The organism is Rhizobium sp. 2YAF20 (assembly GCF_052114685.1).
GTDB lineage: Bacteria > Pseudomonadota > Alphaproteobacteria > Rhizobiales > Rhizobiaceae > Rhizobium.
Genome location: NZ_JBFRFF010000032.1, coordinates 1 through 26,206 on the forward strand (window position 1 = coordinate 1; position 26,206 = coordinate 26,206).

The 26,206-nt window shown below is 58.2% G+C and carries 23 protein-coding genes; 10 read left to right on the top strand and 13 right to left on the bottom strand.

Annotated elements, in window-relative coordinates; translation table 11 throughout:
- Positions 1-482 precede the first annotated feature (482 nt).
- Together AB4Z52_RS26830 and AB4Z52_RS26835 are read left to right on the top strand one after the other, a co-directional pair.
- Positions 483-2,603 (top strand): carboxy terminal-processing peptidase, encoded by a 2,121-nt coding sequence (locus AB4Z52_RS26830; RefSeq protein WP_442220942.1) that lies wholly within the window; start codon positions 483-485, stop codon positions 2,601-2,603.
- Between the two features lie 572 nt (positions 2,604-3,175).
- Positions 3,176-3,565 carry a RidA family protein gene (locus tag AB4Z52_RS26835; protein WP_442220943.1) on the top strand — a complete coding sequence of 130 codons (390 nt, stop codon included), beginning with the start codon at positions 3,176-3,178 and terminating at the stop codon, positions 3,563-3,565.
- Positions 3,566-3,583: 18 nt separating this feature from the next.
- On the opposite strand, the gene AB4Z52_RS26840 is transcribed toward AB4Z52_RS26835, so the two are convergent.
- The 6 genes from AB4Z52_RS26840 to AB4Z52_RS26865 all read right to left on the bottom strand — a co-directional run bounded on the left by AB4Z52_RS26840 (position 3,584) and on the right by AB4Z52_RS26865 (position 9,640).
- The gene (locus AB4Z52_RS26840) at positions 3,584-4,165 is read right to left on the bottom strand and encodes an NAD(P)H-dependent oxidoreductase (protein WP_442220944.1); all 582 of its coding nucleotides are present in this window, start codon (positions 4,163-4,165) and stop codon (positions 3,584-3,586) included.
- Positions 4,162-5,571: an FAD-binding oxidoreductase gene (locus tag AB4Z52_RS26845; protein WP_442220945.1), complete on the bottom strand. Its 1,410-nt coding sequence runs from the start codon at positions 5,569-5,571 to the stop codon at positions 4,162-4,164. The genes AB4Z52_RS26840 and AB4Z52_RS26845 overlap by 4 nt, the downstream gene beginning before the upstream one ends.
- A gap of 1 nt (position 5,572) precedes the next feature.
- Positions 5,573-6,886: a cytosine deaminase gene (locus AB4Z52_RS26850; RefSeq protein WP_442220946.1), complete on the bottom strand. Its 1,314-nt coding sequence runs from the start codon at positions 6,884-6,886 to the stop codon at positions 5,573-5,575.
- Entirely contained in the window at positions 6,886-7,731 is an 846-nt protein-coding gene (locus AB4Z52_RS26855; protein WP_442220947.1) for an ABC transporter permease, read from the bottom strand. The genes AB4Z52_RS26850 and AB4Z52_RS26855 overlap by 1 nt, the downstream gene beginning before the upstream one ends.
- Positions 7,728-8,555 carry an ABC transporter ATP-binding protein gene (locus tag AB4Z52_RS26860; RefSeq protein WP_442220948.1) on the bottom strand — a complete coding sequence of 276 codons (828 nt, stop codon included), beginning with the start codon at positions 8,553-8,555 and terminating at the stop codon, positions 7,728-7,730. Before AB4Z52_RS26860 ends, AB4Z52_RS26855 begins: the two co-directional genes overlap by 4 nt.
- Positions 8,556-8,623: 68 nt before the next feature.
- Positions 8,624-9,640, bottom strand: a complete 1,017-nt coding sequence (locus AB4Z52_RS26865; protein ID WP_442220949.1) for an ABC transporter substrate-binding protein — start codon at positions 9,638-9,640, stop codon at positions 8,624-8,626.
- Between the two features lie 183 nt (positions 9,641-9,823).
- On the opposite strand from AB4Z52_RS26865, the gene AB4Z52_RS26870 reads away from it, so the two are divergent.
- Positions 9,824-10,777 (top strand): LysR family transcriptional regulator, encoded by a 954-nt coding sequence (locus tag AB4Z52_RS26870; RefSeq protein WP_442220950.1) that lies wholly within the window; start codon positions 9,824-9,826, stop codon positions 10,775-10,777.
- Positions 10,778-10,780: 3 nt separating this feature from the next.
- Here AB4Z52_RS26870 and AB4Z52_RS26875 read toward each other — a convergent pair whose 3' ends face one another.
- The 4 genes from AB4Z52_RS26875 to AB4Z52_RS26890 all read right to left on the bottom strand — a co-directional run bounded on the left by AB4Z52_RS26875 (position 10,781) and on the right by AB4Z52_RS26890 (position 17,210).
- Positions 10,781-11,578 (bottom strand): creatininase family protein, encoded by a 798-nt coding sequence (locus AB4Z52_RS26875; protein WP_442220951.1) that lies wholly within the window; start codon positions 11,576-11,578, stop codon positions 10,781-10,783.
- Between the two features lie 402 nt (positions 11,579-11,980).
- Complete coding sequence (locus tag AB4Z52_RS26880) at positions 11,981-15,055, bottom strand: efflux RND transporter permease subunit (protein ID WP_442220952.1); 3,075 nt, start codon at positions 15,053-15,055, stop codon at positions 11,981-11,983.
- A complete protein-coding gene (locus tag AB4Z52_RS26885) occupies positions 15,052-16,134 on the bottom strand; it encodes an efflux RND transporter periplasmic adaptor subunit (RefSeq protein WP_442220953.1) in 1,083 nt (360 codons plus the stop codon). The genes AB4Z52_RS26880 and AB4Z52_RS26885 overlap by 4 nt, the downstream gene beginning before the upstream one ends.
- On the bottom strand, positions 16,131-17,210 hold the full coding sequence (locus AB4Z52_RS26890; protein WP_442220954.1) for an efflux RND transporter periplasmic adaptor subunit: 1,080 nt from the start codon (positions 17,208-17,210) through the stop codon (positions 16,131-16,133). The genes AB4Z52_RS26885 and AB4Z52_RS26890 overlap by 4 nt, the downstream gene beginning before the upstream one ends.
- Before the next feature lie 93 nt (positions 17,211-17,303).
- Here AB4Z52_RS26890 and AB4Z52_RS26895 point away from each other — a divergent pair, with 93 nt between their 5' ends.
- The 5 genes from AB4Z52_RS26895 (at position 17,304) to AB4Z52_RS26915 (ending at position 21,396) form a co-directional block, all read left to right on the top strand.
- Positions 17,304-17,933 carry a TetR/AcrR family transcriptional regulator gene (locus AB4Z52_RS26895; protein WP_442220955.1) on the top strand — a complete coding sequence of 210 codons (630 nt, stop codon included), beginning with the start codon at positions 17,304-17,306 and terminating at the stop codon, positions 17,931-17,933.
- A gap of 124 nt (positions 17,934-18,057) precedes the next feature.
- Positions 18,058-18,735, top strand: a complete 678-nt coding sequence (locus AB4Z52_RS26900; protein ID WP_442220956.1) for a response regulator transcription factor — start codon at positions 18,058-18,060, stop codon at positions 18,733-18,735.
- Positions 18,732-20,096, top strand: a complete 1,365-nt coding sequence (locus tag AB4Z52_RS26905) for a sensor histidine kinase (RefSeq protein WP_442220957.1) — start codon at positions 18,732-18,734, stop codon at positions 20,094-20,096. Before AB4Z52_RS26900 ends, AB4Z52_RS26905 begins: the two co-directional genes overlap by 4 nt.
- Before the next feature lie 99 nt (positions 20,097-20,195).
- Positions 20,196-20,768 carry a class I SAM-dependent methyltransferase gene (locus AB4Z52_RS26910; protein WP_442220958.1) on the top strand — a complete coding sequence of 191 codons (573 nt, stop codon included), beginning with the start codon at positions 20,196-20,198 and terminating at the stop codon, positions 20,766-20,768.
- A gap of 4 nt (positions 20,769-20,772) precedes the next feature.
- Positions 20,773-21,396, top strand: coding sequence for a DedA family protein (locus AB4Z52_RS26915; protein WP_442220959.1), 624 nt, complete (start codon positions 20,773-20,775; stop codon positions 21,394-21,396).
- Between the two features lie 293 nt (positions 21,397-21,689).
- Here the strand turns inward: AB4Z52_RS26915 and AB4Z52_RS26920 are convergent, their stop codons facing one another.
- Positions 21,690-22,040 (bottom strand): hypothetical protein, encoded by a 351-nt coding sequence (locus AB4Z52_RS26920; protein WP_442220960.1) that lies wholly within the window; start codon positions 22,038-22,040, stop codon positions 21,690-21,692.
- A 683-nt stretch (positions 22,041-22,723) separates the two neighbouring features.
- The gene (locus AB4Z52_RS26925) at positions 22,724-23,608 is read right to left on the bottom strand and encodes a LysR family transcriptional regulator (RefSeq protein WP_442220961.1); all 885 of its coding nucleotides are present in this window, start codon (positions 23,606-23,608) and stop codon (positions 22,724-22,726) included.
- Positions 23,609-23,734: 126 nt separating this feature from the next.
- Between AB4Z52_RS26925 and AB4Z52_RS26930 the strand changes: the two genes are divergently transcribed.
- On the top strand, positions 23,735-23,920 hold the full coding sequence (locus AB4Z52_RS26930) for a 4-oxalocrotonate tautomerase (RefSeq protein WP_442220962.1): 186 nt from the start codon (positions 23,735-23,737) through the stop codon (positions 23,918-23,920).
- A 45-nt stretch (positions 23,921-23,965) separates the two neighbouring features.
- On the opposite strand, the gene AB4Z52_RS26935 is transcribed toward AB4Z52_RS26930, so the two are convergent.
- Positions 23,966-24,871: a DMT family transporter gene (locus AB4Z52_RS26935; RefSeq protein ID WP_442220963.1), complete on the bottom strand. Its 906-nt coding sequence runs from the start codon at positions 24,869-24,871 to the stop codon at positions 23,966-23,968.
- Positions 24,872-25,254: 383 nt separating this feature from the next.
- Between AB4Z52_RS26935 and AB4Z52_RS26940 the strand changes: the two genes are divergently transcribed.
- On the top strand, positions 25,255-25,950 hold the full coding sequence (locus AB4Z52_RS26940) for a GntR family transcriptional regulator (RefSeq protein WP_442220964.1): 696 nt from the start codon (positions 25,255-25,257) through the stop codon (positions 25,948-25,950).
- The last annotated feature ends 256 nt before the right edge of the window (positions 25,951-26,206 follow it).

Sequence of the window (26,206 nt, forward strand, 5' to 3'; positions counted from 1 at the left end):
GGGCTCCGGTGGGGAACCCTCGTTCAAACTATGTGGCGGATAAAATCCATGCCCGATTCTAGACAGAAGACAGCCCCAGACGAACACACGGAAATGCGGTACCCAACCCGCGCATAAGAGTATGCCAGCCGTCGTCAAAATGCCCTGTCTCCTGCTTTGTTCAACAGCTTCACGCATGTGTTTTCGTCGTCAAAGCCGGAAAGGAAAGATCATGACTAAAGAGCTTGCAAACGAACATAAGAGTTTTCTGTCAAGTGAGGCAATGGCGGTCGAAGTTTCGCGTGAAAATAGTCGCGCCTCTTCGGATCCGCGTTCTTGGTCTGAAGGGCGGTCAGATCCTGGAGCAGAGGATTGGCACGCGTATGTGTCCAGTGTTGATGCCGGATAAAGAACGCAACGCATCCATTTAGTTGCCAAAAAACCATAATTGCTCCACCAACATCGCACATAAAAGTCGTCATTGAGAATTGGATCAAGGTTGAATGCGCATACAATACGGTTTCGTCGGCATGTTCCTAGCAATTGCTCCGTCGGCATATGCTCTGGAAGTCGGATCACCACCAGTTTTGACGCCGCTACAGCAGCAAGCGCAAGCCGCTCATTTGAGTGCGCAATTCCTCACGCGTTTCAGCTATAGGCCCGTTCCGCTCGACGATGCCTTGTCGGCCAAGATTATGAACCGGTTCATCAAGTCTCTAGATCCGGATCGAGTTCTCTTCCTGCAGGCGGACATCGACAAGTTCATGGGTGACAGCGCCAAGATTGATGATGCCATCAACCGGGAAGACCTGCGGATCCCGTTTTCGATTTTCAACGTGTATGAGCAGCGGGTTGTCGACCGGATCAACTACGCGCGCAACTTGCTCAAGCAGAACTTCGATTTCAGCGTGCAGGAAGACTATCCCTTGTTGCGCGATAAAGACCCCTGGCCGCAATCTGAAGGCGACAGTAGTGAACTTTGGCGCAAACGCGTCAAGAGCGACTGGCTGCGGTTGAAACTAGCAGGCAAGACTGACTCGGTCATTCGCGATACGCTCGACAAACGCTACGAAAACTCGCTTGAGCGCGCTTACAAGTACAAGAGCGACGACGTGTTTCAGTCATTCATGGACGCCTACACAACGTCGATTGACCCGCACACTGACTATTTCGGCGCGACCGCTTCGGCTGAATTCGATATTTCAATGAAGCTTTCGCTGGTTGGCATCGGTGCGGTATTGCAGGAACGCGATGACTACACGACGATCCGTGAGCTCGTGCCGGGTGGCCCGGCGCAATTGTCAGGCAAGCTCGCGGTCGGGGACCGCATTATCGGTGTTGGTCAAGGCGAGGACGGCGCGGTAAAGGAAGTGGTGGGCACGCGCCTTGATGAAATCGTGCAAATGATACGAGGGGCAAAAGATTCTGTCGTGCGCTTGGACATCTTGCCAGCGGATGCCGGAGCAGATGGCAACCATCGCCTCATCAGCCTAATGCGCGATAAAATCAGCCTCGAAAAGCAGGCTGCCAATAAGGCTATCCTGTCCGTAAAGGATGGCGAAGCCACGCGCAAAATTGGAGTGATTACTCTACCGGCGTTTTATGAGGACTTCGAAGCGCGGCAAAAAGGCGATAAAGACTACAGAAGCGCAAGCCGCGATGTTGCCAAGCTTCTTGGTGAGCTGACGAAGGACAACGTCGACGGCGTTCTGATTGACTTGCGCGATAACGGTGGCGGCTCATTGGCCGAGGCGATCGATCTGACAGGTCTGTTTGTCGGCAAAGGCCCGGTGGTTCAGCAACGTGGTGTCGACGGTAAGGTCGAGGTAGAAAGCGATGATCTTCCGGCGCCTGCCTGGACAGGTCCGGTTGGTGTATTGATCAATCGCGGTTCGGCGTCGGCCTCCGAGATTTTTGCCGCAGCGATGCAAGACTACGGTCGGGGTGTCATTGTCGGCGAACCCAGTTTTGGTAAAGGTACCGTGCAAACTGTGGTCAATCTTGACCAGGTGGCCCACAACAGCAAACCGAAATTCGGCGAGCTGAAATTGACGGTTGCCCAGTTTTTCCGTGTCAATGGCGGTACGACACAGCTGCGCGGCGTGACGCCTGATATCAGCTTGCCGGGTCTTTCGGACCCTAAGAGCTTTGGCGAGGCGAGTTACGACAACGCTCTGCCGTGGACGCAGGTCAAGCCCGCAAACTATGCGCCTACCGGAAGTATAGTGGCGTTGCTGCCGCAACTGCAGAGCCGCCATGATGCACGGGTACAGAACGATCGGGATTTTCAACGCTTTATGCAAGACATTGCCGAACTGAAGGCGCAGCGCGAGAAACGGATTGTGTCCCTCAATGAAACCGAACGCCGAAATGAATTGACTGCTCAGGCAAGTCGTCTCAAGTCGCGCGAGCAAATAAACGATGGTGTGGTCCCAGGTGACGACGATGGCCTGCAATCAAACGAGCGTAGCCTGAGTGCTGATATTGCCATCGAAAATGCCCGCAAGAACGCAAAAGACGTCTTGCTGAACGAGGCCGCCTCCGTACTTGCCGATGAAGCGGATCTCCAGGAAGACGTGCCAAAGGCTGCCACACATCAATCGGGAAACACGAACGGAAAATAGTCAATTCTCAAGGGGCAGAACCGCATGCACAGCTTGGCGATCGTGTCCTTATTCTTCCAAGCGCCATGATTGCAGAGGATACAGCGAGCACGCCGTCAAAACCGCAGTTCCGGTTACAGCCTGCGTCAATATGGCCATGTGCCAACAGGCCGTGAATCCGCAGCGAAGACCGCCCCCTCGCCTGAGGAGCGCATGGCGCTGATTTTTCGCAACAATTTGGAAAGTCGGCGGCGGTGTAACCGGCGCCGACGATGACCCCAGCGGCACTACCAATCGATCAGCATTTTCAGGCGCTTAGTGCCAAATCGACCGGGGGTCTGCCTTCGCTGCGGATTGACAACGAGGAGACCTCTGTGCTCAAGGCGCCAAGCGCTTTTCACAAAGCCAACCGGCCTTTCAGTTTCCGTGGCGACGCAATGGCGTTCGAAGGTCAAAGGACAGGTGGTGGCCGTTGGGCTTTTGTAGGGGAGGGCCCAATACAAGTGGGAGGTATGAACGGATGAGCGCCACAATACGTGGAATTTCATAGCGATTTCGGCTAGGAGATCGCAATATCAATAGCGAGATTTGTCATGCTCAAGACCCTTAATCCACCGTCCGTCCGTCGGCCATTCGGCCACTACAGCCACGGTCTGCTGGTTCCGCCGGGCGCCACTATGCTCGTTACCTCGGGCCAACTCGGAATCACCGCAGACGATACGGTTCCCGAAAGTGTCACTGCCCAGGCCGAGCTTTGCTTTGAGGCAATCAATGCCATTCTTGCGGAGGCTGGCATGGATTTTTCCGATGTCATCCGCATCACCGGCTTTGTTACCCGGCGTGAAGATTTCGGTGCCTACATGGCTGTGCGCGACCGCTACACGCTCGAGCCCAAACCGGTTTCAACGCTGATTATTGTGGGCGGGTTTACGCGGCCGGAATTTCTGGTGGAGGTGGAAGTGACGGCGGCCAAGGTGATCTGAGGCATCGCGCCACTCCTGTTAAAACCGTTCCATGGTCCTCTTCACTTTAGCCATGAACTGCGCCCGTGTTTCCGGCGTGCAATTGTTCATGTCGTAGTGGGCGAGGAAGGTCACCGGCTTCAGTGGGTTGATCTGTGCGCGCAGGACGCGCTTGACGATTTTCTTCGGCGGATTGCCTGCCACGAAGGCGCGGAAAGGCGTCGCGCCATAAGTCAGAACGGCACCTAGCTTTCTGATGTGCCGAAGCCGGGATTCCACTTTTCCATTCACCAGTTCGAAAGAGACGCCGGGCAGCCAGACGCGATCGAAATAGCCTTTGAGGATCGCCGGAAAGCCAAAGTTCCAGACCGGCGTGACGAGGACGATGCCCTCTGCCTTTTTCAGCCGGTCCACATAGGGCTTCACCAATTCCATATTGTGCGGGTAGTCGTGATAAATGAGCCGATCATGGCGGGAAAGGACGGGATCGAATTTTTCAACATAGAGATCGCAATCATCGACTTCGTGTCCGGCATCCTTCAGGCTTTCGACGGTCTGTTTGTGGAGTGCCGCGCCATAGCTCTCTTCCACCGGATGCGAATGCAGGACGAGAACCCTCATGAACCCTCCATTACGCTGGAAAGCCCCGGGAACAGATAGTTCTTGCCCGCGGAAAAGTCGAAATCGGGGTTGTCCCAGGCTATCATTTTGCCGGGGTTGAGCAGACCCTTCGGATCCGTCTCGTGCTTGAAGGCAAGCTGTACCTTGTCCGTGCGCTTCATGCCGCCTTCCTCCAGCGTGTAGCGGTGAGGATTGAAGATCGGGCAGCCATGCTCTTGATGGATGCGAATGATTTCCTCAAGCCGCTCCTCGGTCGTATAGCGGACCAGCGGCAGGCCGGAGCACTGGATCTGGCCGTCGAACCGGATGAACTCGAGATGACCAGGCACCTCGTCGCCGAACATCTCGACCATCTTGGCGACTTTGGCAACATGATCCGGCCCCGGATACTGGACCTGCAGATAGGTGAAATTCGGATCGACCTTCAATGCACGGAGCGTCGTGTGGTTCCAGGCAAGCTCGTAAGCATGCGGAATACCCTTCATGCTTTCGACCTTGTCGGAACGGAAGATGATCTCGCCCTTCTGCGCGGAGGCAAAGGCGAGAAAGGCATCCATCGAATGGGGCGCGATCATCAGCACGACGACGGATTGGCCCTTGCGGATATAGGGCTTGTGGCGTGTGAAATAGTCGTGGGGAATGGGTGCCGCGATCGGCGCGATTTCCTTGACGAGGATGCCGTTGCACTTGGCGAGCGCATCGGAGAAGCGCACCGAGGCCATGAAGTCGTCGTAGCCCACCAGTACGTCGACCCAGTCATAGGCGGGCGCCAGCGGCATCTCGATTTCGGTGATGATACCGTTCGTCCCGTAGGCATGGCTCACTTTCTGCAGATCCCAGCCGGCAAGGTCGAGCACGCGCGGCTCGGCTTCCATGGTAACGACACGTAGCCTCAGGATATTGCCGAGATCGCGAAGACCACCCCAGGTGATCGAGCCGACGCCGCCGGACCCGCCGGCGATGAAGCCGCCGACGGTCGCCGTCTGCGCGGTCGAGGGATGAAAGCGCAGTTCCTGGCCGGAATGGGCCTTGGTCTGCTTGTCGAGCTGGGCAAGGACGATGCCCGGTTCGCAGATGACGCGCCCAGTATGGATCTCCCTGATTTTGTCCATCGCAGCAAGGCTCAGCACGATGCCGCCCGACAGCGGCATCGCCTGGCCGTAGTTGCCGGTGCCGGCGCCACGCGGCGTGATCGGCACGCCGTGGGCGAAAGCCACTTTGAGTGTCCGGATGACCTCCTCTTGGCTCTTCGGCGTCACGACCAGATCGGCAGTGACACCGTCAAGCTGGTCCTTGAGGATCGGCGAATACCAATAGAAATCGCGGCTCTTCTGACGCACCAACGCCGGATTGTCCTCAACGGCGATGCCTTCGAGTTCCTTCTTGATCAGTTGATAATCCGGCATGTCAGGCTCCAACGACACTATCGAGTTCACGGTAATCCGGCAGGCTGCGATCGATCACCTTGCCTCGGCGAAGCACGACACGGTCAGACTGCGGACGGGAAAGGAATTCGCTCCAGCGCCGGGCGCTGAAAAGAACGAGATCGGCGGGGCTGCCGACGGCAATGCGGCCCATCTCGGCACGGCCTGCTATTGAGGCAGGCGACACGGTTACGACGCGTGCTGCGGTATCGAGCGGATGATCGAGATGGAGGATCCGCACCGCTTCGCGAAAGACCTCGACCGGGTCGAGGTCGCCATAGGCATGGAAGGGATCGCGCGTATTGTCGGATGCGACCGCCGTGGCGATGCCGGCTGCAGCCAGTTCCTTGAACAGCGTGACGCCACGCCAGCGCGGCGTGCGGCCGGGATAACGGTCCTGCAGGTACATGTTGCACATCGGCAGCGAGATGATCGAAATGCCGGCTTCGGCGACCATCGCAACCGTGCGTTCCGCAATGCCGTCGTCCTGCCGGGCCAGCGAGCAACAGTGACCCGCAGTCACCTTGCCCTCGAAGCGATTGCGGAGAACCGCCTCAGCGATCGCCTTCAACGTCTGGGCACCCGGATCGTCGGTCTCGTCGACGTGAAGATCGACTTCAAGGCCGTTTTCCGCGGCCGCACGGAAAAGCGTGTCGAGCTGCCAGTTGAGATCGGGGTTCATTTTGGTGACGCCGCCGAGCAACCCGCCCTTGTCGCGGACGACCGCGACGAGATCGTCGAAATAGGGCTCATCGACCATCGCATCCATCGGAAAGAGCGCTGCAGCCTGCAAGGTGATCTTGTCCTTCCAGGCATCCCGCACCTCGTCGAAAACCTCGAAGGAGATGCGGTGCTGGGGCGCAAGAGAGTCGAGATGTGTCCGGATCAGGCCGGTACCGTGCGCATAGGCGCAGCGCAGCGAGAATTCCATGCGCTTCTTCACATCGGCCGCCGACCAATGCGCCTCGCGATCCTCCCGCACGGCATCGAGGGCACCGGCGAAGGTCCCGTCCGGATTGGCGTGGCGCGACCAGATGTGCCCCTTGTCGAGATGCGTGTGGATGTCGGCAAAACACGGCCAGACCATGCCGTCCTTCAGATCGGACTTGGCAAATTCGCCCGGCGCACCGCCCGGCGGCAGGATCGCGGAAACAAGGCCGTCGGTGATGACGATATCGGCCTTAACCAGGCCTTCGTCCACGGGCGCCTCATAACCACTGACGGCAACGGCTGGAAGGGTCGCGTTGCTCAGCACGAAGCGGCCCGCATTGGGTGGCGAGATGAATGAATAGGACATCAATTTTCCCGCTTCAGGCTGCTCTCGTGCCAGCGATGCAGGCTCAGCCAGGAAATGAAAGAGGTCATCGCAAAGATCGCGACGCCGAGCAGCGAAAGCATCAGCAGGGCGGCAAATAGCCGAGGGATGTTCATGCGGTACTGGGCTTCAAGGAGGCGGAACGCAAGTCCCGATCCGGCACCTGCCGAACCGGCTGCAAACTCGGCGACGACGGCTGCGATCAGCGCAAGACCGCCGCCGATCCGCAGACCGGTCATGAAATAGGGCTGGGCCGCAGGCAGCTTCAGATGCAGCAGCGTCTGCCAGCGCGAGGCGCCGTAGAGCTCGAAGAGATTGATGAGATTGTGGTCGACACTCTTCAGTCCCTGGACCATGTTGGACAGAATCGGGAAGAAGGCGACGAGGAAGGCGCAGATCAGCAATGCGACCTGCGTTGACGGCGCATAGATCAAGATCAGCGGTGAGATCGCCACGACGGGCGTCACCTGCAGGATGACTGCGAGCGGATAGAAGGCAAGCTCGATCCACCGCGACTGAACGAGGAAGATGGCAAAACCGACGCCACCGATCAGCGCTAGCACCAACGAGATCAGGGTGATCTTGGTGGTGACCCACAACGCCGGCGCAAGCGTGCCCCAATCCGTGACGAAGGCATTGGCGACGGCGACTGGGCCGGGAAGTATGTAGGGCGGAACGCCGGAGAGCTTCACGTAGACGTGCCAGATCAAAACGAGCACCGCGACGACGATGAAAGGCACGGCGATGCGCAGGGCCAGATCTCGGCGCTTGGCTCTTTTCGCGTTGACGTCCGGCAACGTCGGGGCGGCGACGGTTTGGATGCTCATCGATCTTCCTTTGCCGCGTTGATCGCCCCGATCAGCGAATGGGAGACGGTTTCACAGGCCTGGCGATATTCTTCGGAGGTGCGAAAATAGGCATCCCGCTCCAAGCTGGTAGTCAGCGGAAGATCGGCATGTACCCGGCCGGGTCGGGCTTTCATGACGACGATGCGATTGGAGAGATAGGCAGATTCAAACACCGAATGCGTGACGAAGATGACCGTGATGCCGGTGGTCTTCCATAGCCGTAGCACGTCGTCGTTGAGCTTTTGCCTAGTGATTTCGTCAAGTGCCGCGAAGGGTTCGTCCATCAGCAGCAGCTTCGGTTTGGTCACCAGCGCGCGGGCAATCGAGACCCGCATCTTCATGCCGCCCGAAAGTTCACGCGGATAGGCTTCGGCAAAATCCTGAAGACCGACGGTCTCAAGAACGCTCAGGATCTGATCGCGTGCCGCCACTTTCGAAACACCCCGCAGTTTCAGCGGCAAATGGACATTTCCATAGACATTTTTCCAGGGCATCATCGTCGGCTCCTGGAAGACGAAACCGATATCGCCTTCCGGCAGCCCCTTCGAATTGATCCGCGAACTCGGCCAGTCGATCGTCCCGCCGCTTGCATCGCCGAGCCCGGCAATGATGCGCAGTGCGGTCGATTTGCCGCAGCCGGAGGGACCGAGAAGGCTGACGAACTCGCCGCTTTCGACCGTCAGCGTCATGCCGGAGAGCGCGACGGTTCCGCTGGAGAAGACCTTCGAGACCGACTGCATCACGACCAAAGGCCGTTTGCGTGTTCCCCTAAAGGGTGCCGGCTGGGTTTCGGCTAAGGACATTGGCTGGCTCATTGATGGAAGAGATCTGGTTTGCCCCTGAATGGGGCGAACCATTGCGGCTTTGACGCTTACTTCTTCAGCGCCATGCCTGTGCTCTTGCAGACGAATTTCGTCGTGAAGGCCTTGGTGTAATCAGTGTCCGATTTGACGACCTTGATGCCGACCATTTCGTCATAGAACTTCTTGTAGTGCGCATCCGTCATGCAACCGATGCCCTTGTCGAGCGCATCGCCGGATTCGACGATACCGTATTCCTTCATCTTGGCGATCGAATAGGCGATCTGACCGTCGGTCATCTCCGGATTGTCCGTCTTGATCAACGCATTCGCCTTGCTGTTGTCGCCATAAAGATAGTTGTACCATCCTTCTATAGAGGCATCGACGAAACGCTGAACGACATCCGATTTGCTGTCGATCATAGCCCGCGACGTCGTGATCATCGTTGAATAGGGCGAATAGCCGTTATCGGCGAGAAGGAAGACTTTCGGTTCCCAGCCGGTCTGCTTCTGGATCTCATAAGGCTCGGACGTCAGGTAACCCTGCTGGGCCGATTGTTTGTCGGCAAGGAAAGGCGCTGGGTTGAAGGTGTAAGGCTTATACTGCTCGTCTTTGAAACCCTTGTAGTTCGCCTTCATCCACTCGAAATAGGTGAGATAGCCGTCCTTGCCCATGAAGATGGTGGAAAGCTTGGCGAGATCCTCGAATTTCTCGACGCCGGCATCCGGGTGGGCCAGAAGAACCTGAGGGTCCTTCTGGAAAATTGCAGCGACGTCGAGGATCGGGATGCCCTGCTCGACGGCGGAGAGTTCTTCCTGCGGGCCGCCCATGTAAAAATCGATTTTGCCGGCGATCAGCAGCGCGCTATTGGCAGCGTTCGGGCCGCCCTGGACGATTTTGACATCCAGCCCATGTTTGGCATAGGTGCCGTCGGCCACCGCCTGGTAAAAGCCGCCATGTTCGGCCTGTGCCAGCCAGTTGGTACCATAGGTCACCTTGTCGAGTGCATAGCCCGGCGCTGCCGCGGCGAAGGCTGCGCCAAGGCCCAGGATTGCGGAGAAAGTTATATTTTTCAGAGCATTGGACATGACCGGCGTTTCCCTTTGGTATCACGAAACGTCTTCATAGACGCCCGATTTTGTTCATTTGAGCGATTGCTTTGCTCTTTGAAAAGCATCAAAATCCGTGCACAACGATGCCTTTTTGGCATCTCATAGAGTATGCGTGCCTAATTTGTGCTGCGTGCTTAAAATTGATGCAAAGGCACTGCAATGCTGCATTCCAGGAAGCTGCTGTACATGAATGAGATCGCCCGCTGTGGATCCATCCGAAAGGCGGCGACGCGGCTCAACGTTGCCTCTTCTGCGATCAACCGGCAGATCCTGGCACTGGAAGAAGAGATGGGTGCACCACTCTTCGAGCGGTTGCCGCGCGGCCTGCGGCTGACGGCTGCGGGTGAGCTGTGCATTGAACACATCCGCGACGTGTTGAAGAACTACGAGCGACTGGAAGGCCGCATCCGCAGCCTGAAAATGCAGCAAGCGGGCAAGATCCGCCTCGTGACGACGGTCGGGCTGGCATCCGGACCTCTGCCCGAAATCATCGGCCGATTTCAGGTGGAACATCCGCGCGTCTTTCTCCAGCTTCGCAACGATGCCGGCACGACGACGGTCAATCCCGTTCTTTCAGGCGAAGTGGATATCGGCCTCGGTTTCAATATTCCTGCCACCCCCGGCATCCGCACACTCGGCAGTTTCGATATCCCGATCGGCGTCGTCTTTCCACCGGGGCATCGGTTGATCGGGGCAGGTCCGATCAACCTTGCTGACGTGGTGCAGGAACGCCTTGTCCTTGCGCAGCAGGGAACGAGCCTACGCGAAGTCATCAATCTGATGCTGGCGCGTCTCGACGTGCAGGTCGAGCCGGTGCTTGAAACGAATGCCTCGGAAATGTTGAAGAAATTGGTTAAATGCGGGGCGGGGCTGACGATGCTCAATCCGCTCGACGTCATCACCGAATGCCGACAGGGTGAACTCGTCTTCCGCCCGGTCGCCGAACCGCATACGCGGCATCAGCCGATGAAACTCTTTGCACGCGCTCGCGCGCCGTTGGACGCCGCAACCAGCCTGTTTGTCGAATATCTGCTCGCCGAGCTTGCAGGTCTCGTGCAAGAGCTGCAAATCAGGGGGCATATCGCCCCGGACAGGCTGCCGGCCGCCGTTTAGGCATCATTGCGAATAGAGGTTCGAGAGCGGGTAATTCTTGAGATCGCAGAGCATCTCGATGAAACCCTTGACCTGATACCGGCAGATGGCCTCACCTTTTTCAGCAGTCCCGAGCGATGCATCGCCGACCACGCCATTCGGGTTGAGATCATGGGCAATCCAGGCGAGCGAGTGCGGCGGCAACGGCTGGATGTACTTGGACTGATCGCGCATCCATTCGGCTTTCGACTTGAAATTCTGCGCCCTGTCCATGCGCACCAGATCGGGTCGGAAGTGCAGCATCAGCGAGGTTTCGACCTCGCCGCCGTGGATGCCGTATCTCGATTCATGCTCGCTGATCATGCCATCCGGAGTACCGAAGCGGCCCCATTGCGTAGACAGAACAGCCATCTGGTTACGCACGCGCAACTCGCGGGCGACGATGCTCATAATGTCGACATTGCCGCCGTGAGAATTGACGATCACCATCTTGCGGATGCCGGCTTCGGCAACCTTTGCGCCGATCGCCGTCCATACCGGGATCAACAGTTCGGCGCCGAGCGACAGCGTGCCGGCCCCGTAGACATGCTCGTTGGCCTTACCGATTTCCTGTGTCGGCAGCACCAGAAGGTCGAGATCGTCTGGCCGCTGGTTGCGAAGTTCCGCAAGCATGCCGTTGGCAATGGCGACGTCGGTGGCAATCGGCAGATGTGGGCCGTGCTGCTCGGTCGAGGCGATCGGAAGAATGGCAATCGTCGTGTCGGGGGACAGTCCGGGGAAGTCGTAGGTATTCAACTCATTCCAGTAAAATGGCGTCGCCATTGCCGCGTCCCCTCTTGTCTCCGTTGGACATTGAGTAGGGAAAGTTGCCGCATCCGAAAAGCATCAATTTGAGCCAGTGGCGATGCCTTTTTGAGGGCAATCGTCGTCCCTGCGAGTATTCGGATGAACGACGCATGGGCGATCTAACCGCGGCGAGCGAGTGTTGGAAAAGGCGGACAGTGGCGCCGCGGCATTTTGCTGAAATCCAATAATGTCTCAATTTTGGTGGATTGTAATGACGTTGACGAACCAAGGGCTTTGTCGACACTGCTCTCGCTTTGGTTCAACCCCGGTGCCACTTGCTTGGATTGTATCAAATGCCAACGAGGCGGGTCGATTCCACTGATATGCGACATCGACTTGCCGGCGCACCGCCTTGGGGACCAGCGATGCTATGCTCCGTCAAGTCTGTGGCACGCCTTCAATCACCTCGGATCGTGAAGGACGCTTGATCCTGAACCATGCGACATAGAGCGCCGGCAAGAAGAGCAGCGTCAGAACTGTGCCCACGACGATGCCTCCCATCATGGCATAGGCCATCGGCCCCCAGAATACCTCTCTTGATATTGGGATCAGAGCAAGCGTTGCTGCCGCGGCGGTCAGGAGAATGGGACGCATGCGATGTTCGGTTGCTTCGACGACGGCCTGCCAAGGCTCAACTCCGGTATCCCTCAGGTGCTCGATCTGGACGATCAGAATAACGGAGTTGCGGATTAGGATGCCGATCAGCGCGAGAATGCCGAGAATGGCGACGAATCCCATCGGGGCATTGCTCGACAGAAGTGCGACGACGACGCCGATCAGTGCCAGAGGAGCGACCGCGAACACGAGGAACAGGCGGTGAAAGCTCTGCAGCTGTATCATCAGGATCGTCGCCATGGCAAAGAGCATCAAAGGTGCAACGGCTGCGATCGGCGCCTGTGCCTTGCCGCTTTCCTCGACAGCTCCGCCGACGGCGACCGAATAGCCGACGGGCAAGGCCTTTTCGAACGCGGCTACTTTCGGCTCAAGCTGGGTGACGATCGTCGCAGGTTGAATTCCTCCGACGACACCTGCCTTGATCGTGACCGTGGGCACTCTCGCCCAACGCCAGATGACCGGCTGTTCAAGCTCATAGCGGAACGTCGCCACGGCCGACAGGGGAACCGACTTTCCATTCGATCCCGGCAATTGTAGGTTCTGCAACGTGTCGATCGATCCGCGTTCGGCGTTTTGAGCCCGGCTGATGACATCAATGAGATAGATATCGTCTCTGACCTGGGTGACCGTGGAACCCTGGACGATGCCGTTCAACGCGGAGGCGATGTCCTCGGATGTTACGCCGAGCTGTCGAGCCTTGTCCTGAAGGACGTCGACCTTGACGACCCGCGCGGGTTCGTTCCAGTCGAACGTCATGGCCGACAACGACGGGTTCGTACCGACGATACCCGCAAGCTTCTGCGCAAGATCGCGCACGGTTTGAATGTCCGGGCCGCTTACTCGGTATTGCACGGGTTTGCCGACAGGCGGACCGATGTCGAGAAGCTTCACGAACGCATCCGTCCCGGGGAAAGTCTTGTTGAGATAAGCCTGCAGGTCGGCTCTGACCTTGTCACGGACGTCCAGTCCCTTGGTGACGATGATCGTCTGGCCAAAGCTGACGTCGGCCGGCTGAACGTCGAACGACAAAAGGAAGCGGGGGGCGCCCTGGCCGACATAGCTCGACCAATGATCGATCGCCTGGTTTCCAACCAGTTTTTCTTTTTCGAACTGGGCCATCTGGCGGTTGGTCTCCGCGATGGAGCTGTTCTGCGGCAGATTCCAGTCGACGACTAGCTCGGGTCGGTCAGACGAGGGAAAGAACTGTTGCTGGACGAAGCCCATGCAAAAGAGCGAGAGGCCAAAGACCGCGACGGTGACGATGATCGTGACATAGCGAAATCGTATCGCCAGACCGAGCAGCCGGGCAAAGAAAGCCGCGAACCAGCCTTTCTTGTCGTGATGCTGCTTCATCGTTGTCGGTAGAATGCTCACGCCGAGAAGCGGCGTGAACAGCACTGCGACAATCCAGGACACCAGGAGGGAGACGGCGATGACCACGAATAGCGTGAAGGTAAATTCGCCCGCAGCACTGTTGTTAAGGCCAATCGGAATGAAGCCTGCGACGGTGACCAGTGTTCCGGTCAGCATCGGGAAGGCAGTTGAAGTGTAGACGTAGGTCGCTGCCTTGCGAAGATCATCTCCGACCTCGAGCCGCGCCACCATCATTTCCACCGCGATCATCGCGTCGTCGACAAGAAGGCCGAGCGCAATGATCAGCGCGCCAAGCGAGATGCGCTGCAGCGAGATGCCGGAATATTCCATGACGAGGAAAGTAATTGCAAGGACGAGCGGGATCGAAATTGCCACTACCAGACCTGCGCGGAGCCCGAGGCTGATAAAGCTGATGGCAAGCACGATCGCGATCGCTTCGAACAACGCACGCGTGAACCCGGACACGGCCTCGTCGACTACGGCGGGCTGATCCGAGACGCGATGAACATCGACACCGATCGGCAGGTCGGCAACGATGCCTTCCATTTCCTTGTCGAGCGCCTTGCCGAAGTCGAGGAGGTTCGATCCATCCTTCATCCCGATCGCCAGGCCGATGGCCGGTTCACCGTTAAAGCGGAAGAGGGATGACGGTGGGTCCACATAGCCACGCTTGATCGTCGCCACGTCGGTCAAGGGAAAGAACCGGTCGTTAACCCGAAGGTTGATGGCTCGCAGGCTTTCTTCGGACGTGAATTGTCCCCCCACGCGCAGTGCGATCCGTTCGGGCCCGGCCTCCACGAAGCCAGATGCCGTCACGGCGTTCTGTGCTTGCAGTGTGGCCAGCACGGATTGCCGGTCAATGCCGAGCGCTGCGATCTTGCGTGTCGAGAATTCGAGATAGATCGCCTCGTCCTGCGAGCCGATGATATCCACTTTCCCAACGTTCGGAACCGTCAGGATTTTTGCACGAGCGTCCTCGACGCGGTCGCGCAACTGCCTCTGGGAGAGGCCATCGGTCGTGAAGGCGAAGATGTTGCCGAAGACGTCTCCGAAGCGGTCATTGAAGAAGGGGCCCGCCACGCCAGAGGGGAAATCGCCCCTGATATCAGAGATCATGTTGCGAATGCGTACCCAGGTTCCGGCGACGTCCTTGGCTTTGGTGGTCGCAAGCAGGTCGACAAAGACAATGGTCTGTCCGGCGGTGGTGATGCTTCGCGTATGGTCGAGAGACTCCAGCTCCTCGAGCTTCTTCTCAATGCGGTCTGTAACCTGTTTTGTCACCTCTTCGGCAGAGGCCCCCGGCCACTGGGCCTGGATCACCATCGTTTTGATGGTGAAGTTCGGATCTTCCTCGCGTCCAAGCTTCAGATAGGAGAATGCGCCAGCAAGTATGAAGACGATCATAAAGTACCAGACAAGAGAGCGATGCTTGAGCGCCCATTCGGAGAGATTAAACGGCTTCACGGGGTCGCCTCCTGGTTGATCCTGACTTGCTGGCCCTCGGCGAGCTCATTGACACCTGCGACAGCGACGCGGTCGCCAGCTTTCAGACCGGAGACAACGACGACAGGATTTGCGTCATCTGCAGCGTCGGCGATACTCACCTGGCGAAGCGACACCGTCTTCTTGTCCGGATCGACGATCCAGACACTGTGTTCTCCATCCCGTTCAAGGATTGCAGTTGCAGGCACCGAGATTGTCGGGGAGGCGTCCGTCGTCGATGTCGCGGTGACGATCGAGCCAAGGCGGAAGCTCGGCAGAGGACCGTCGAGACCTATTTTCACGCGTTGGGTCCGCGTCGCCGCATCGGCCTCCGGTGCGATCTCGCGGACCGTTCCGCTTGCGCGTATCGTCTGGTCGAGCTGAAGCGTGATCTCAAACGGCGAGCCCATCCTCATGCCTTGCATCTGGGTTTCCGGAATGTCGACGACCACATCGCGCAAGTCAGGACGCGCAACCGTGAGGACGGTTTGCCCCGCGGAGACGACCTGGCCCACTTCGGCCGACGTCGCGGTAACGACCCCGTCAAACTCGGCTTTCAGCTGCGCATATCCGAGCTGCTCTTCGGCCTTGGCCAGATTGGCCTGCGCTTTGGCAACGGAGGCGCTCGCGGTCTTTTGGGCCTGCTGCGCACTTTCGAGGGCCGCCTCGCTGCCTGATTTGGCATCGGCGAGCGCCTGCTGTCGTTCGACCGTGGTCGAGGCGTTGGCGCGTTGCGCCTGGCTGTTCGAGAGGTCCGCCTGCGAACTGCGGACTGCCAGTTCGAGGGAGAGGGGATCGATTGCGGCGATGACCTGACCCTTGGTGAGAATGTCACCGACGCCCACTTGCCTCGCCACGAGGCTTCCAAGTACCCGAAACCCGAGATTAGTCTGGATTCGGGGCTGGACCAGGCCGGCCAGCTGCAATCTCGCCGCGGGCCGGGGCTGCGCCACGATCGACATCAGCGGCCGCACGCCGTCCTTCGGCGGTTCCGATTTCTGATCGCATGCGACAAGGACGAGGGCCACTCCGCAGATCGCTACAATCGAGCAACAGTTCATTGATGTGCCTCCAAAGTGGCCGCCACGGTCTGTCCCGACCGGAGGAATTTTCCCCCTTCAACGACGACGATATCTTTCGGGGCAAGGCCGGCACTAACGGCGAACTTGCCAGTCTCGTACTCGGCGACATCTACCTTTTTCATTGACACTGTCTGGTTGGAGGGATCGACGACCCAGACGGCTGCCTTTCCGCTGCTTGAAGTCATGGCGCTCCACGGAAGCAGGATCGCCCGTCGCGATTTCGCCATGAACGTTCCGACAACAACGGCGCCGAGCGGCATTTGGTCGTCGGGTTTGTCGAGAGCAACTTTCACTCGGATTGTCCCGGTGGTTGAATCAATGGTAGGGGAGGTCTCGCGAACCGGCGCCGTGATCTCGATCTGCGGGTTGGAGAGAAGCCTCACCTGAACATCAGCGTTCGACTCCTGCAGGAACAGCGATTCAACGACGTTGAACACAGCATCGCGCGGGCCGTCATGCGCGAGCGTGAACACGGCTTGCGCGGCTTGCGCCACCTGTCCGACCTCGGCATTCCTGTCGGTAACGACGCCATCGGCGTCGGCGCGCAGCTCGGTGAAGGAAAGTGCGTCCTTGGCGGTTTCCAATTGTGCCCGCGCTGCATCGAGGGTGCCCTGTGCCGTAATCAGTGCCTCAGTAGCCGCATCGAAATTCGCGCGGGTGGTGACTTGGCTATTGAACAGGTTCTTTTGCCTTTCGGATGCCAACGTCGCCTGGGTCAGCTGCGCCTCCGCGGCATGGAGACTTGCCGTCGCAACGCCCACGTCCGCAAGCTGCTCTTGAGGATCGATCTTCGCCAGGACCTGGCCAGCCTTGACCTTGGATCCGACATCGACCGCGCGCTCGATGATCCGGCCGCTGACGCGGAAGGACAGCTCAGACTGGATACGGGCTTTGACTTCTCCCGTGACAGAGGTGCTGGTCGAATAGGCCTCGACCGCTGCCTCGGCGGTTCGAACCGCTTGAGGCGCTGCCGCTTGCTTTTTGTCGCGCTCGTCGCATGCGCAGAGAGCCAACGCCGTCAACGTCATCCAGATCAATGTCTTGGAAACTGCCATAAGGGACCTATTCGAACTGCGAAATTCGGATGCTCAGTAAACTTGACTGACTGATTAGTCAATGGAATACTCCGTCAAAAGGGGAGACAAAAAATGATCGAGAGAAAACCGACTGGGATCCGCGCCCAGCGCAAGGCCGAAAGGCCGCTGGAAATTCTGGACGCTGCCTTCGAAGAGTTTGTCGCAAATGGATATGTTGCAACCCGTGTCGAGGATATCGCTGCGCGGGTCGGCGTCACCAAGGGCACGATCTACTTCTATTTCGAGACCAAGGAGCAGCTATTTGACGAGATGCTCAGGCATATCTCCGTGCCGTTCACCGACGTTAAGGATCTGATGCCGACGTTAACGGGCCCCTATTCCGAAAGGATCAAGGCCTTCATCCGCATCGTTTACGAGCGCATAGCGACCAATCGCAATACGAGGGAGTTGCTCCGCTTTGTGATTTCCGAGGGGTCGCGGTTTCCGCAGGTCGTCGACCGTCACTACGAGGAAGCGATCGCGCCAATGTTCGATGCTGCACGCGTGCTCTTCGAGGAAGGCGTCGCTGCCGGGGAGCTTCGTTGCTCTCCGCTACTCAAACTTCCCGAGATCGCCATCAGTCCTGCGCTCCTGTTGAGCGTGTGGTACATGCTCTTTGCAGACAGAAAGCCGCGCGACGTCGAGGCATTTATCGATACCCACGTAGATCTCATTCTCAACGGCATGTTGCCCAGGCCATAGGGTGGGCCAACCACCGTCGCAGAACTTGACGTGGCTGATCACATCAAGCAGACGCTTGGCCGTCACGTTCAGGCAATGTTGCCCCCGCACAAAGACGCATTGTACGGATCAAAGGAGTTCATGCATGCGTCTGCTGCTGGCCGAAGACGAAATGGAAATGGCTTCGGTCCTTATCCTTGCATTGCGGAACCACGATTTAATTGTTGATCATGTCGCGACGCTTGCATCTGCACAGGAGGCCATCCGTCTCACAATCTATGACGCGCTTCTCCTCGATCGTCACCTGCCTGACGGCGACGGGCTGGCGCTCGTTACCTGGATGCGACGCAGTGGCAAGGCGGTGCCCGCAATCATGCTGACCGCACAGGGTGACCTCGGGGATCGCGTCGAAGGTCTGGATGCTGGAGCAGATGACTATCTTGCCAAACCCTTCGCGATTGAGGAACTGATGGCTCGCCTTCGCGCCGTGCTGCGCCGTCCTGGCGTCATTGAAACGCAAAAACTCAGGCTTGGGGTTCTGCAGCTTGATCTGCTCAATCGAGAAGCCGTGGTGCATGAGAGGCGCCTCGAGCTTCCCCGGCGCGAACTCCTGGTACTTGAAGCGCTGATGCGCCGGGCTGGCCGTACGGTCGAACGCGGAACCCTGCAAGAAGAAGTCTATGGCATGGACGATGAAATCCAGTCCAACGCCCTTGACGCCCACGTCTCCCGTCTGCGTCGGAAACTGGACGAGGTAGCAGCTGGCGTCGAAATTCACACGATTCGCGGGATCGGTTATCTGATGCGGCGGCGAACGTCGTGACGCCACCTTTCTATTCTCTCAAATGGCGGCTGATCAAGCGCCTTGTTGCGCTGCAGGCGATCATGCTCCTTGCTTTCGGTGCTGGTTTTGTCGTGGTCTTCTGGAGCGCTGGATTTGCAGGAATCACGGCCCCCGGTGAAGATGCGATCGAGGCGGTAAGGTCTTCGCTGTCGTGGGAGGCGGGAGGGACCATGTCTCTGCACGAGAGTGCCGCACTGACATATCAGCAGAAAATCGAGCCTGATTTCTGGTTCCTTGTTTACGACTCTTACGGAAACACTATCGGGCGAGGACCGGTTCCGTCTCAGCTACCCTCCATCGCCGCTTCTTTTGCGGGAGTAGCCGAAGCTCGTTTCGACGGCAGCGTTGCCGACCCGCTCAGTCATGCAGTCCGAATGAAACTTGTGGAGAGCAGTCACGGCCCACTGCGGATATTTGTTGGCCATAGAGGAGCATTAACGCCCGGCAAGCTGTTCGTTATTCTAGTCGCCATCGCTTCGGGCGCGGTCCTGCCCGGGATAGTGCTGACCGGTCTTGTCACATTGGCCGTCACTCCTCTCGTTGTTCGCGGCCTCCACAGGGATTTAATCGAGGTAACGCTGGCAGCGCAGCGCATCGATATCGACAAGCGCGGGTACAGGCTCCCTTTGCACAGCATTCCTGCCGAGATCGCGCCGCTCGTGACGGCCATGAACGAGACGCTTGCAAGGTTGGACGATGGACACGATCGTCAGAAGCGTTTCATGTTGGCCGCCGCTCACGAGCTGCGCACGCCAATTGCGATTTTGCAGACTCGACTTGAAGCGATGCCGGCCACGATCGACAACGTCCGGCTGCTTGAAGATGTCGCGCGGCTTTCGACGCTTGCCAACCAACTACTCGATCTGCAGCGATTGAGCCAGGATACGAGCGCGATGCGCCGGTTTGATCTTGCTGGCGTCGCCCGCAATGCGGTGGTGGCCCTTGCGCCGCTCGCCATCGCCGCGGGCTATAGGATAGATTTCAACATTGATTCCGAGCCATCGGCGATACGTGGTGATGCGACATCAATTGAGCGTGCCATCGCCAATCTCGTGCAGAATGCGATCGAGCATGCAGGCCGACGCGGCGTCATCACCGTTGCCGTCCAGGCGCCTGCGTTGGTGTCGGTCGTCGATGATGGTCCGGGCATTCCGCCGGCCGACCGGGAGCGCATCTTCGAGCCCTTTCAGCGCCTGTCGGCGACGGGCAGGGGAATCGGCCTCGGCCTCAACCTAGTAAAAGAGATTGCGATATTGCACGGAGCAAAAATGCATGTCGAAGATGTGCAAGGCCGGGGCACGTGCTTTTCGATCAGCTTCCCCGCAGATCAATGCAGCTAAATAAATGCCGCGTCCTGTCGTGCGTAATGTTCCCTACATCTAAGGCGCCGAAACCGTTGTTGAAACGGCTCGATCCGAGCCGCTACCGGAGACGCCCTGATGACCTTCTGGCTGCATTTACCAACATTTCTAAAAGCTCTCTTTCGGGCGCCCCGAACGATCGGCGCAATAGCACCATCCGGTCCCAAGCTCGCCAGACTGATGACCAGCGAGATCAAGCCTGGCGCAGGCAGAATACTTGAACTTGGGCCGGGGACTGGCGTGTTTACCCGAGCCCTCCTTGATCGGGGAGTGAGCCGCAACGACGTCACCCTCGTCGAAATCGAGCGACAATTCGTGCAGGTTCTGAGAAGGCGTTTTCGAGGTGTCGACATCATATGCTCTGACGCCTGCAATCTCGAAGTCGTAAATGCAGAGCGCGGTCCCTATGCGGCAATTGTCAGTGGGCTGCCTCTCCTCAATATGCCGGCGGAAATGATTGAAACCATTCTGACGGGCGCTTTTTCCATCCTTGATCATGGCGGTGCATTTTATCAGTTCACCTATAGTCGCGCTTGTTCAGTCCCTGCTGAGATCATGGAGCGGCTCAGGCTTGAAGCAAAGCCGCTCGGTCGCGTCCGTTTCAACGTCCCGCCGGCAAGCGTGTTCCGTCTGTCGAGAAGGGAGGATTGACGGGTTGGAAACGGCAGATTTTCTTGTGGTTCCGTTCTCTAATGGGCTTCTCAGCGTCATGATCATCGGATGTGTCGAAAAGCTTGCACTGGTCCTCCCCTCGGCCGGTGTCTATCTGTTCCTGGGCATGCGGTGCGTGCACGGTCCGGTGGATATAGCCATATTGGCCGCGGCTACTGCACTCGGATCAACGGCCGGGTCGATCTGCTGGTACGTAATAGGCAGGCTCTTGTGCAAAGGAAGGACTGCCTCGCCCAAGCATGCACTGGGATCTCGATTGGGTGGAGTAGTCGCAAGCCGGTGGCTAACGACGTTTGGTCGCGTCGATTTCATCGGTATCGCGGGCCTGCAACTGTTGCCGGCAGTTCGCGTTTACTCATCGCTGGCTCTCGGCGCCCTCTGCGTGAGGATTGGTGCTTTTGCCACCGCCACCTTTCTCGGCAGCGCTGTGTGGAACGGCACACTGTTGATTGTTGGTGCCCTGCTCAGCCGCACAGCCAACAACGGGCAGGCAGATACATGGACCGCAGTCATGGTCGCGATCATTGGCCAAGGCTCGCTGTACTGTGCGTTATGTGTCATCCGCCGCCGCAAAAGAGCGGCGTTGTCGATATGGGATACGAGTTAGCGGGGTAGCGGTTCGCTGGGCACTGCAAACGGCGCCGTCTCCGGTTTTTGGATAAATCCATTGCTGGACAATCGACCGGGCATGAGCGCTGCGAGTAAGCCATTCAATTGCGGGGCGGTAGGTCCGGATCCCCCTCGCATGAGGCGTTTCAACATTCTTCGCCGCAGCTTACCACCGTCCGCATACGGCAATCGGCGAGCGCTTGTGTTGTCACGTTCCGCCCGACACCGCGCCAATGATGGGGTGCTGAACATCACGTCGCTCCACTCTCAGATCAGAGACGATTGCGGCTCTCATTCACAGACGCGCATTCGCTCATTATGCCATCCGTCATCATATTCGTTTTGAACTGGGCGGCTCTCGTACCAGCATCTAGGCGGCGGCGGCGGAGGCTCGTACGCCCCGCCGTTTGCGATCGCGCCGCCGATTATCCCACCAATGAGCCCTGCCGCCACACCGCCTGCGATTGCACTTCCATTGTGATGATGATGATGCCGTTCGGGCGGCGGCGGGTCGCGCCAGTCTTCGTGACGATACGGCGGCGGGTCATCAAATTGCTGCGCCTGTACGACGCTGCCTGGGGTCAATGCGCTGCTTGCAAACGTAGCAACAAGGAAAACCGAGAGAATTGTCTTCTTGACCATGACTGCCTCCGGCGCATCGCGCCATAAGATATAGATGTTCGACTCAGCGAAACAACTTCTCCAAGCATGATCAGGTTCGTCTGAACATTGGATGAATGCCCGCTGGCAGCATCGCACGCCATTCCTCGCAATTTCCTTAAGTCTATGACGCGATGTGGTGGGATCTAACGAGCCATCCGCCCTTGCGGGCGACGCGAAAGCTCAGGTCACGGTAATGTTCCCGAACTATGCCCCGAACGTCGCCTAAGGTCACAACAGGAACGCCGCTTTCCAACCCCCATGCAAGGTCCGTGCTCCGCGCCTACTTGGCCGAGCGATGCGGAATCCCCAAGGACGGTTCGGATCGTGCACTGACACACTGCACGAACTCTTTCTTCGGGATTTTTGCCACTCTCGAGGGCCGGCTGAAGATATCGATCCCGGAAGATGTGGCGGCAAACGTGGTCGCAAAGATCAACAAGGCGTCGGACGGAGCCGAATCAAAGCTCTGACGGTTGGAACACGGCAAGGCGAGTTGATGTGGCAGTGCTGCTGACTGCAACTCGAGGGCCAGGCCAGCCTGCGCCCCCCGTTCCCCTGGAACGAGTGGTCGCGATTTTGACGATCGCGCAGATGCGATCGACGGGACGCGCATCGGCGCGATGCGCTCTAGGCGACCTGCGACATTCCCTCTCTCAGTAAGATCAGCCGAAGCGTGCGATCAGAAAATCAATTGCACTTCGAAGCATTGCCGTAGGCCGTCGATCCTGCTGATAGACGAGATACATAGGCACTGGCCTATATGACCAATCCGGCAAAACGGGCTCAAGGCGCCCGCCAGCGAGGTCATCAGCCAGTAGCAACTCTGGCTGCAAGACGATGCCAGCTCCGCATATGGCCGCGACACGTAATGCCGCGCCCTGGTTTGTCGTGAAGCGGCCCGTCACTGGTACCTCACAGACTTCGCCATCTGGTCCAACCAGATGCCAAATACCCTGCTTGCGCCAGTATGACAGGCCAAGGCACTGATGATTGCTCAACTGCTCAGGCCTTTCTGGCCTTCCGTACCGCTCCAGATAAGAGGGTGCGGCTGCGAGTATCCGACGGTATGGCTTCAACGGCCGAGCAACGAGGTCGGAGGCATTCATCTCGCCAATATGGATACCCAACTCGTATCCGTCGCTGATCAAATCCGGGGCGCGGTTGTCTAGGATCAGTTCAACGCTGACCTCCGGGTTCTGATCCAGATACATGACGAGCGCAGGCGCAAGGCTTTCACTTCCAAAGCTGACGGGCGCCACCAGCCTTAGCCGACCGCGTGGACTTGCCTGCAGTTCCGAAGCACTCGCTTCTGCTGCTTCCACCTCGGTGAGAGCGTGTTTGCTACGCTCATAGTAAAGCCGGCCTACCTCGGTCAGTTGATGCCGACGCGTCGTGCGATGAAGCAATCGCGCGCCGAGGCGCTGCTCGATCGTGCGAATGTGCTTTGCGACCATTGTTGCAGATACACCATCAGCCTCAGCGGCAGCGGCAAAACTTCCGCTTTCGACGACTTTAACGAACATTCTCATGCCGGCCAGCTTGTCCACGATTAAGAACCCATTGGTTTGGAATGATGCACTCTGGCGCCCATTTATCTCCTCGGCAAGCCGTTAGATATTTTGCAGCGTCAGCGCCTCGTTCTGATGCGCCATTTGCAAAGCAAAGGATATGTCATGCCAATCTTGCAGCTGAAAATGCACCCCGGACGTACGATCGAGCAGAAGAAAGCGTTTGTGCGCGAAGCAACCCGTATCGTGGTCGAAACGCTGGTCTGCCCGCTTGAAAGCGTGGAGATCCTAATCACCGAAATTCCGAAAGATGCCTGGGCGACGGCGGGCAAGTTGAAATCGGACGGTTGAAGCCGATAAGGAGTAGCCGCGAGCCACGGCATGCGGTTCTTGCTCTCAGCCGGCCAACGCCGGCTTGCGGGCGGGAATGGTCATCGCGGCTACACCTGCAATGACGCAGGCCAACCCCACCCACGCGGTAGAGGTCATGGTTTCACCGAGAAATAAGAGTCCGATCGCCACGCCGATCGGGACCCGGAGGTAGGCCTGAGCGGCCGTAGCAACCGAGCCGAGTGTGTGAAGGAGTCGGAAATAGATGACGAACGCGAGGGCGGTCGAAAACACCGAGAGGCCGAGCAAGGCGAGGATCGATGCAAACGAGGGCCTCAAAGCCCACGGCCGATCAACAACAAGGCTGATGGGAAAGAGCATGATCGCGCCGCAGATGAGCGATCCGGCAGCCGGCATGATCGGATCAAGCCCCTTGAATCCCCGACCGAAGATAGCCGCTCCCGCGTAGCAGACTGTGGCGGCGACGACGGCAAGCTGTGCTGGCAGTTCATCGCCAAGGCCATGAAACGCCTCGACGCCGATGATAAGGCAAGTGCCGGCGATACCGGCAACGACACCGAACAGCTTGCGGCCTGTCAAGGGCTCGTGGCGTGTGAGGAGGGCCGTTAGCAGGAAAGCAAAAATGGGCGTCGTTGAATTCAGTATTGCAGCTGGTCCTGCATCTATGGTGCGCTCTGCCCAGGCAATCAGCGTAAAAGGCACCACGCTGTTAAGGCATGCCTGAAACAGGAACCGCCGCCATGTCGCGGCATCTCGTGGCAAGGCCAATCCGCGCGCCCTGATGATCGCAAGGAGGACCGCGCCAGCAATCAAGGTGCGGGTAGCGATCAGGGTCACCGGCGGGATCGTTTCCACGGCGATTTTGATGAATGTATAGGACGCTCCCCACAGGGTCGCGAGCACGAGAAGAAGCGTGAGTTCTATTTTCGCATCCGTCTTTTTTTCTGTCATGGTCGTCTCGCGTCGGAGTGGCTTATGAAATCTCCTTTCCCTCTATCGTGAAATGGCCCAGGAATGATTCGGCCAAGGCCGAACTATGAAGGGCTGACACAGGAGAACAGGCAGGTGACCTTCGGCCTGGTGTCGAATATGGCTTCCGCACCCACACTTACAACGATCGGATCTTCCTGAAAGGCAATCGCACGGTGGCGTTCCGCCGAACGCGGCAGCTATGCGTCCAAGCGTATGGGTTGGTCGTCCTGGATATCGAACGGCGTTGGTTGAATTGCCTACCGCCGACCGCTACAGTATTTGGTACGCCATAATACGATGCTAATCGGTTTCCGGCGACGGAAGTAGAGTGTGCGAAGCCACATCTAACATAGAGGTGCAGAATGAGCGGTGTTCTCAAGGGCATGGCGATTAGAGTGGAGCGTCCCGCAAAGACCTTGCGAGAACTCGCGCTCGACAAGGTCCGCGAAGCCATTGTGGACGGGTATTTCCGCCCGGGAGATCGACTTGTCGAGCGGGACCTGTGCGCCCAGCTGGGCGTGAGCCGAACGATCGTGCGCGAGGTCTTGAGGCATCTGGAATCAGAAGGGCTGGTTGCCAATCTGCCAAACAAAGGTCCGATCGTTGCCCAGCTCGACCTTAAGGAAGCCAAGCAGATCTATGAGATCCGCGGTGCACTCGAGGGCATGGCGGCTCGGCTGTGTGCGGAACGCGGCAGTCCTGAGATCGTGGCAGCGCTGGAAGCGTCGCTGCAGGGAATCCGCGATAGCTATCGCGACAAGAATATGCACGGCGTGTTGGCGCACACCTCTTCTTTCTATCAGGCACTGTTCACGATGGTCGACAGGCATGTCGCCTGGGGTGTCGTAAACCTCCTTACAGTGCGCATAAACCATCTGCGTTCGATGACGATCAAAACAGACAATCGCGATATTGAGGGTCCGCTCCAAATGTCGAAGATCGTGGAAGCGATCCGCCGCGGCGATGGTGAGGGCGCATACAAAGCGGCGATGGACCACGTCGCTCGTGCAAGCGCCATTGCCGAGACGGTTCTATCCGCAACGACACCCACCGAATAAACAGCTGGCGCTCCCGTTATGTCGTGGGGCGGTTGGAAGATATCTCCCCTTACCTTCCACTTGAAGCGTGCCTCGCGGAAAAGCAGGCAAAGCCGCATTGCAAGCTTGATACCAAACTTCGCGAGACAGGTCGGGCGGCTTGCGCAAGGTGCAGTGAGGCCAATCCGTGTCCGGGTGAGGGGTGTCGGAGATCGCGAGCATGCTCGACGTCGCGAACTCGCTCGGAAAAATCTGAGTTCTTGGTCTGGATAGCAGT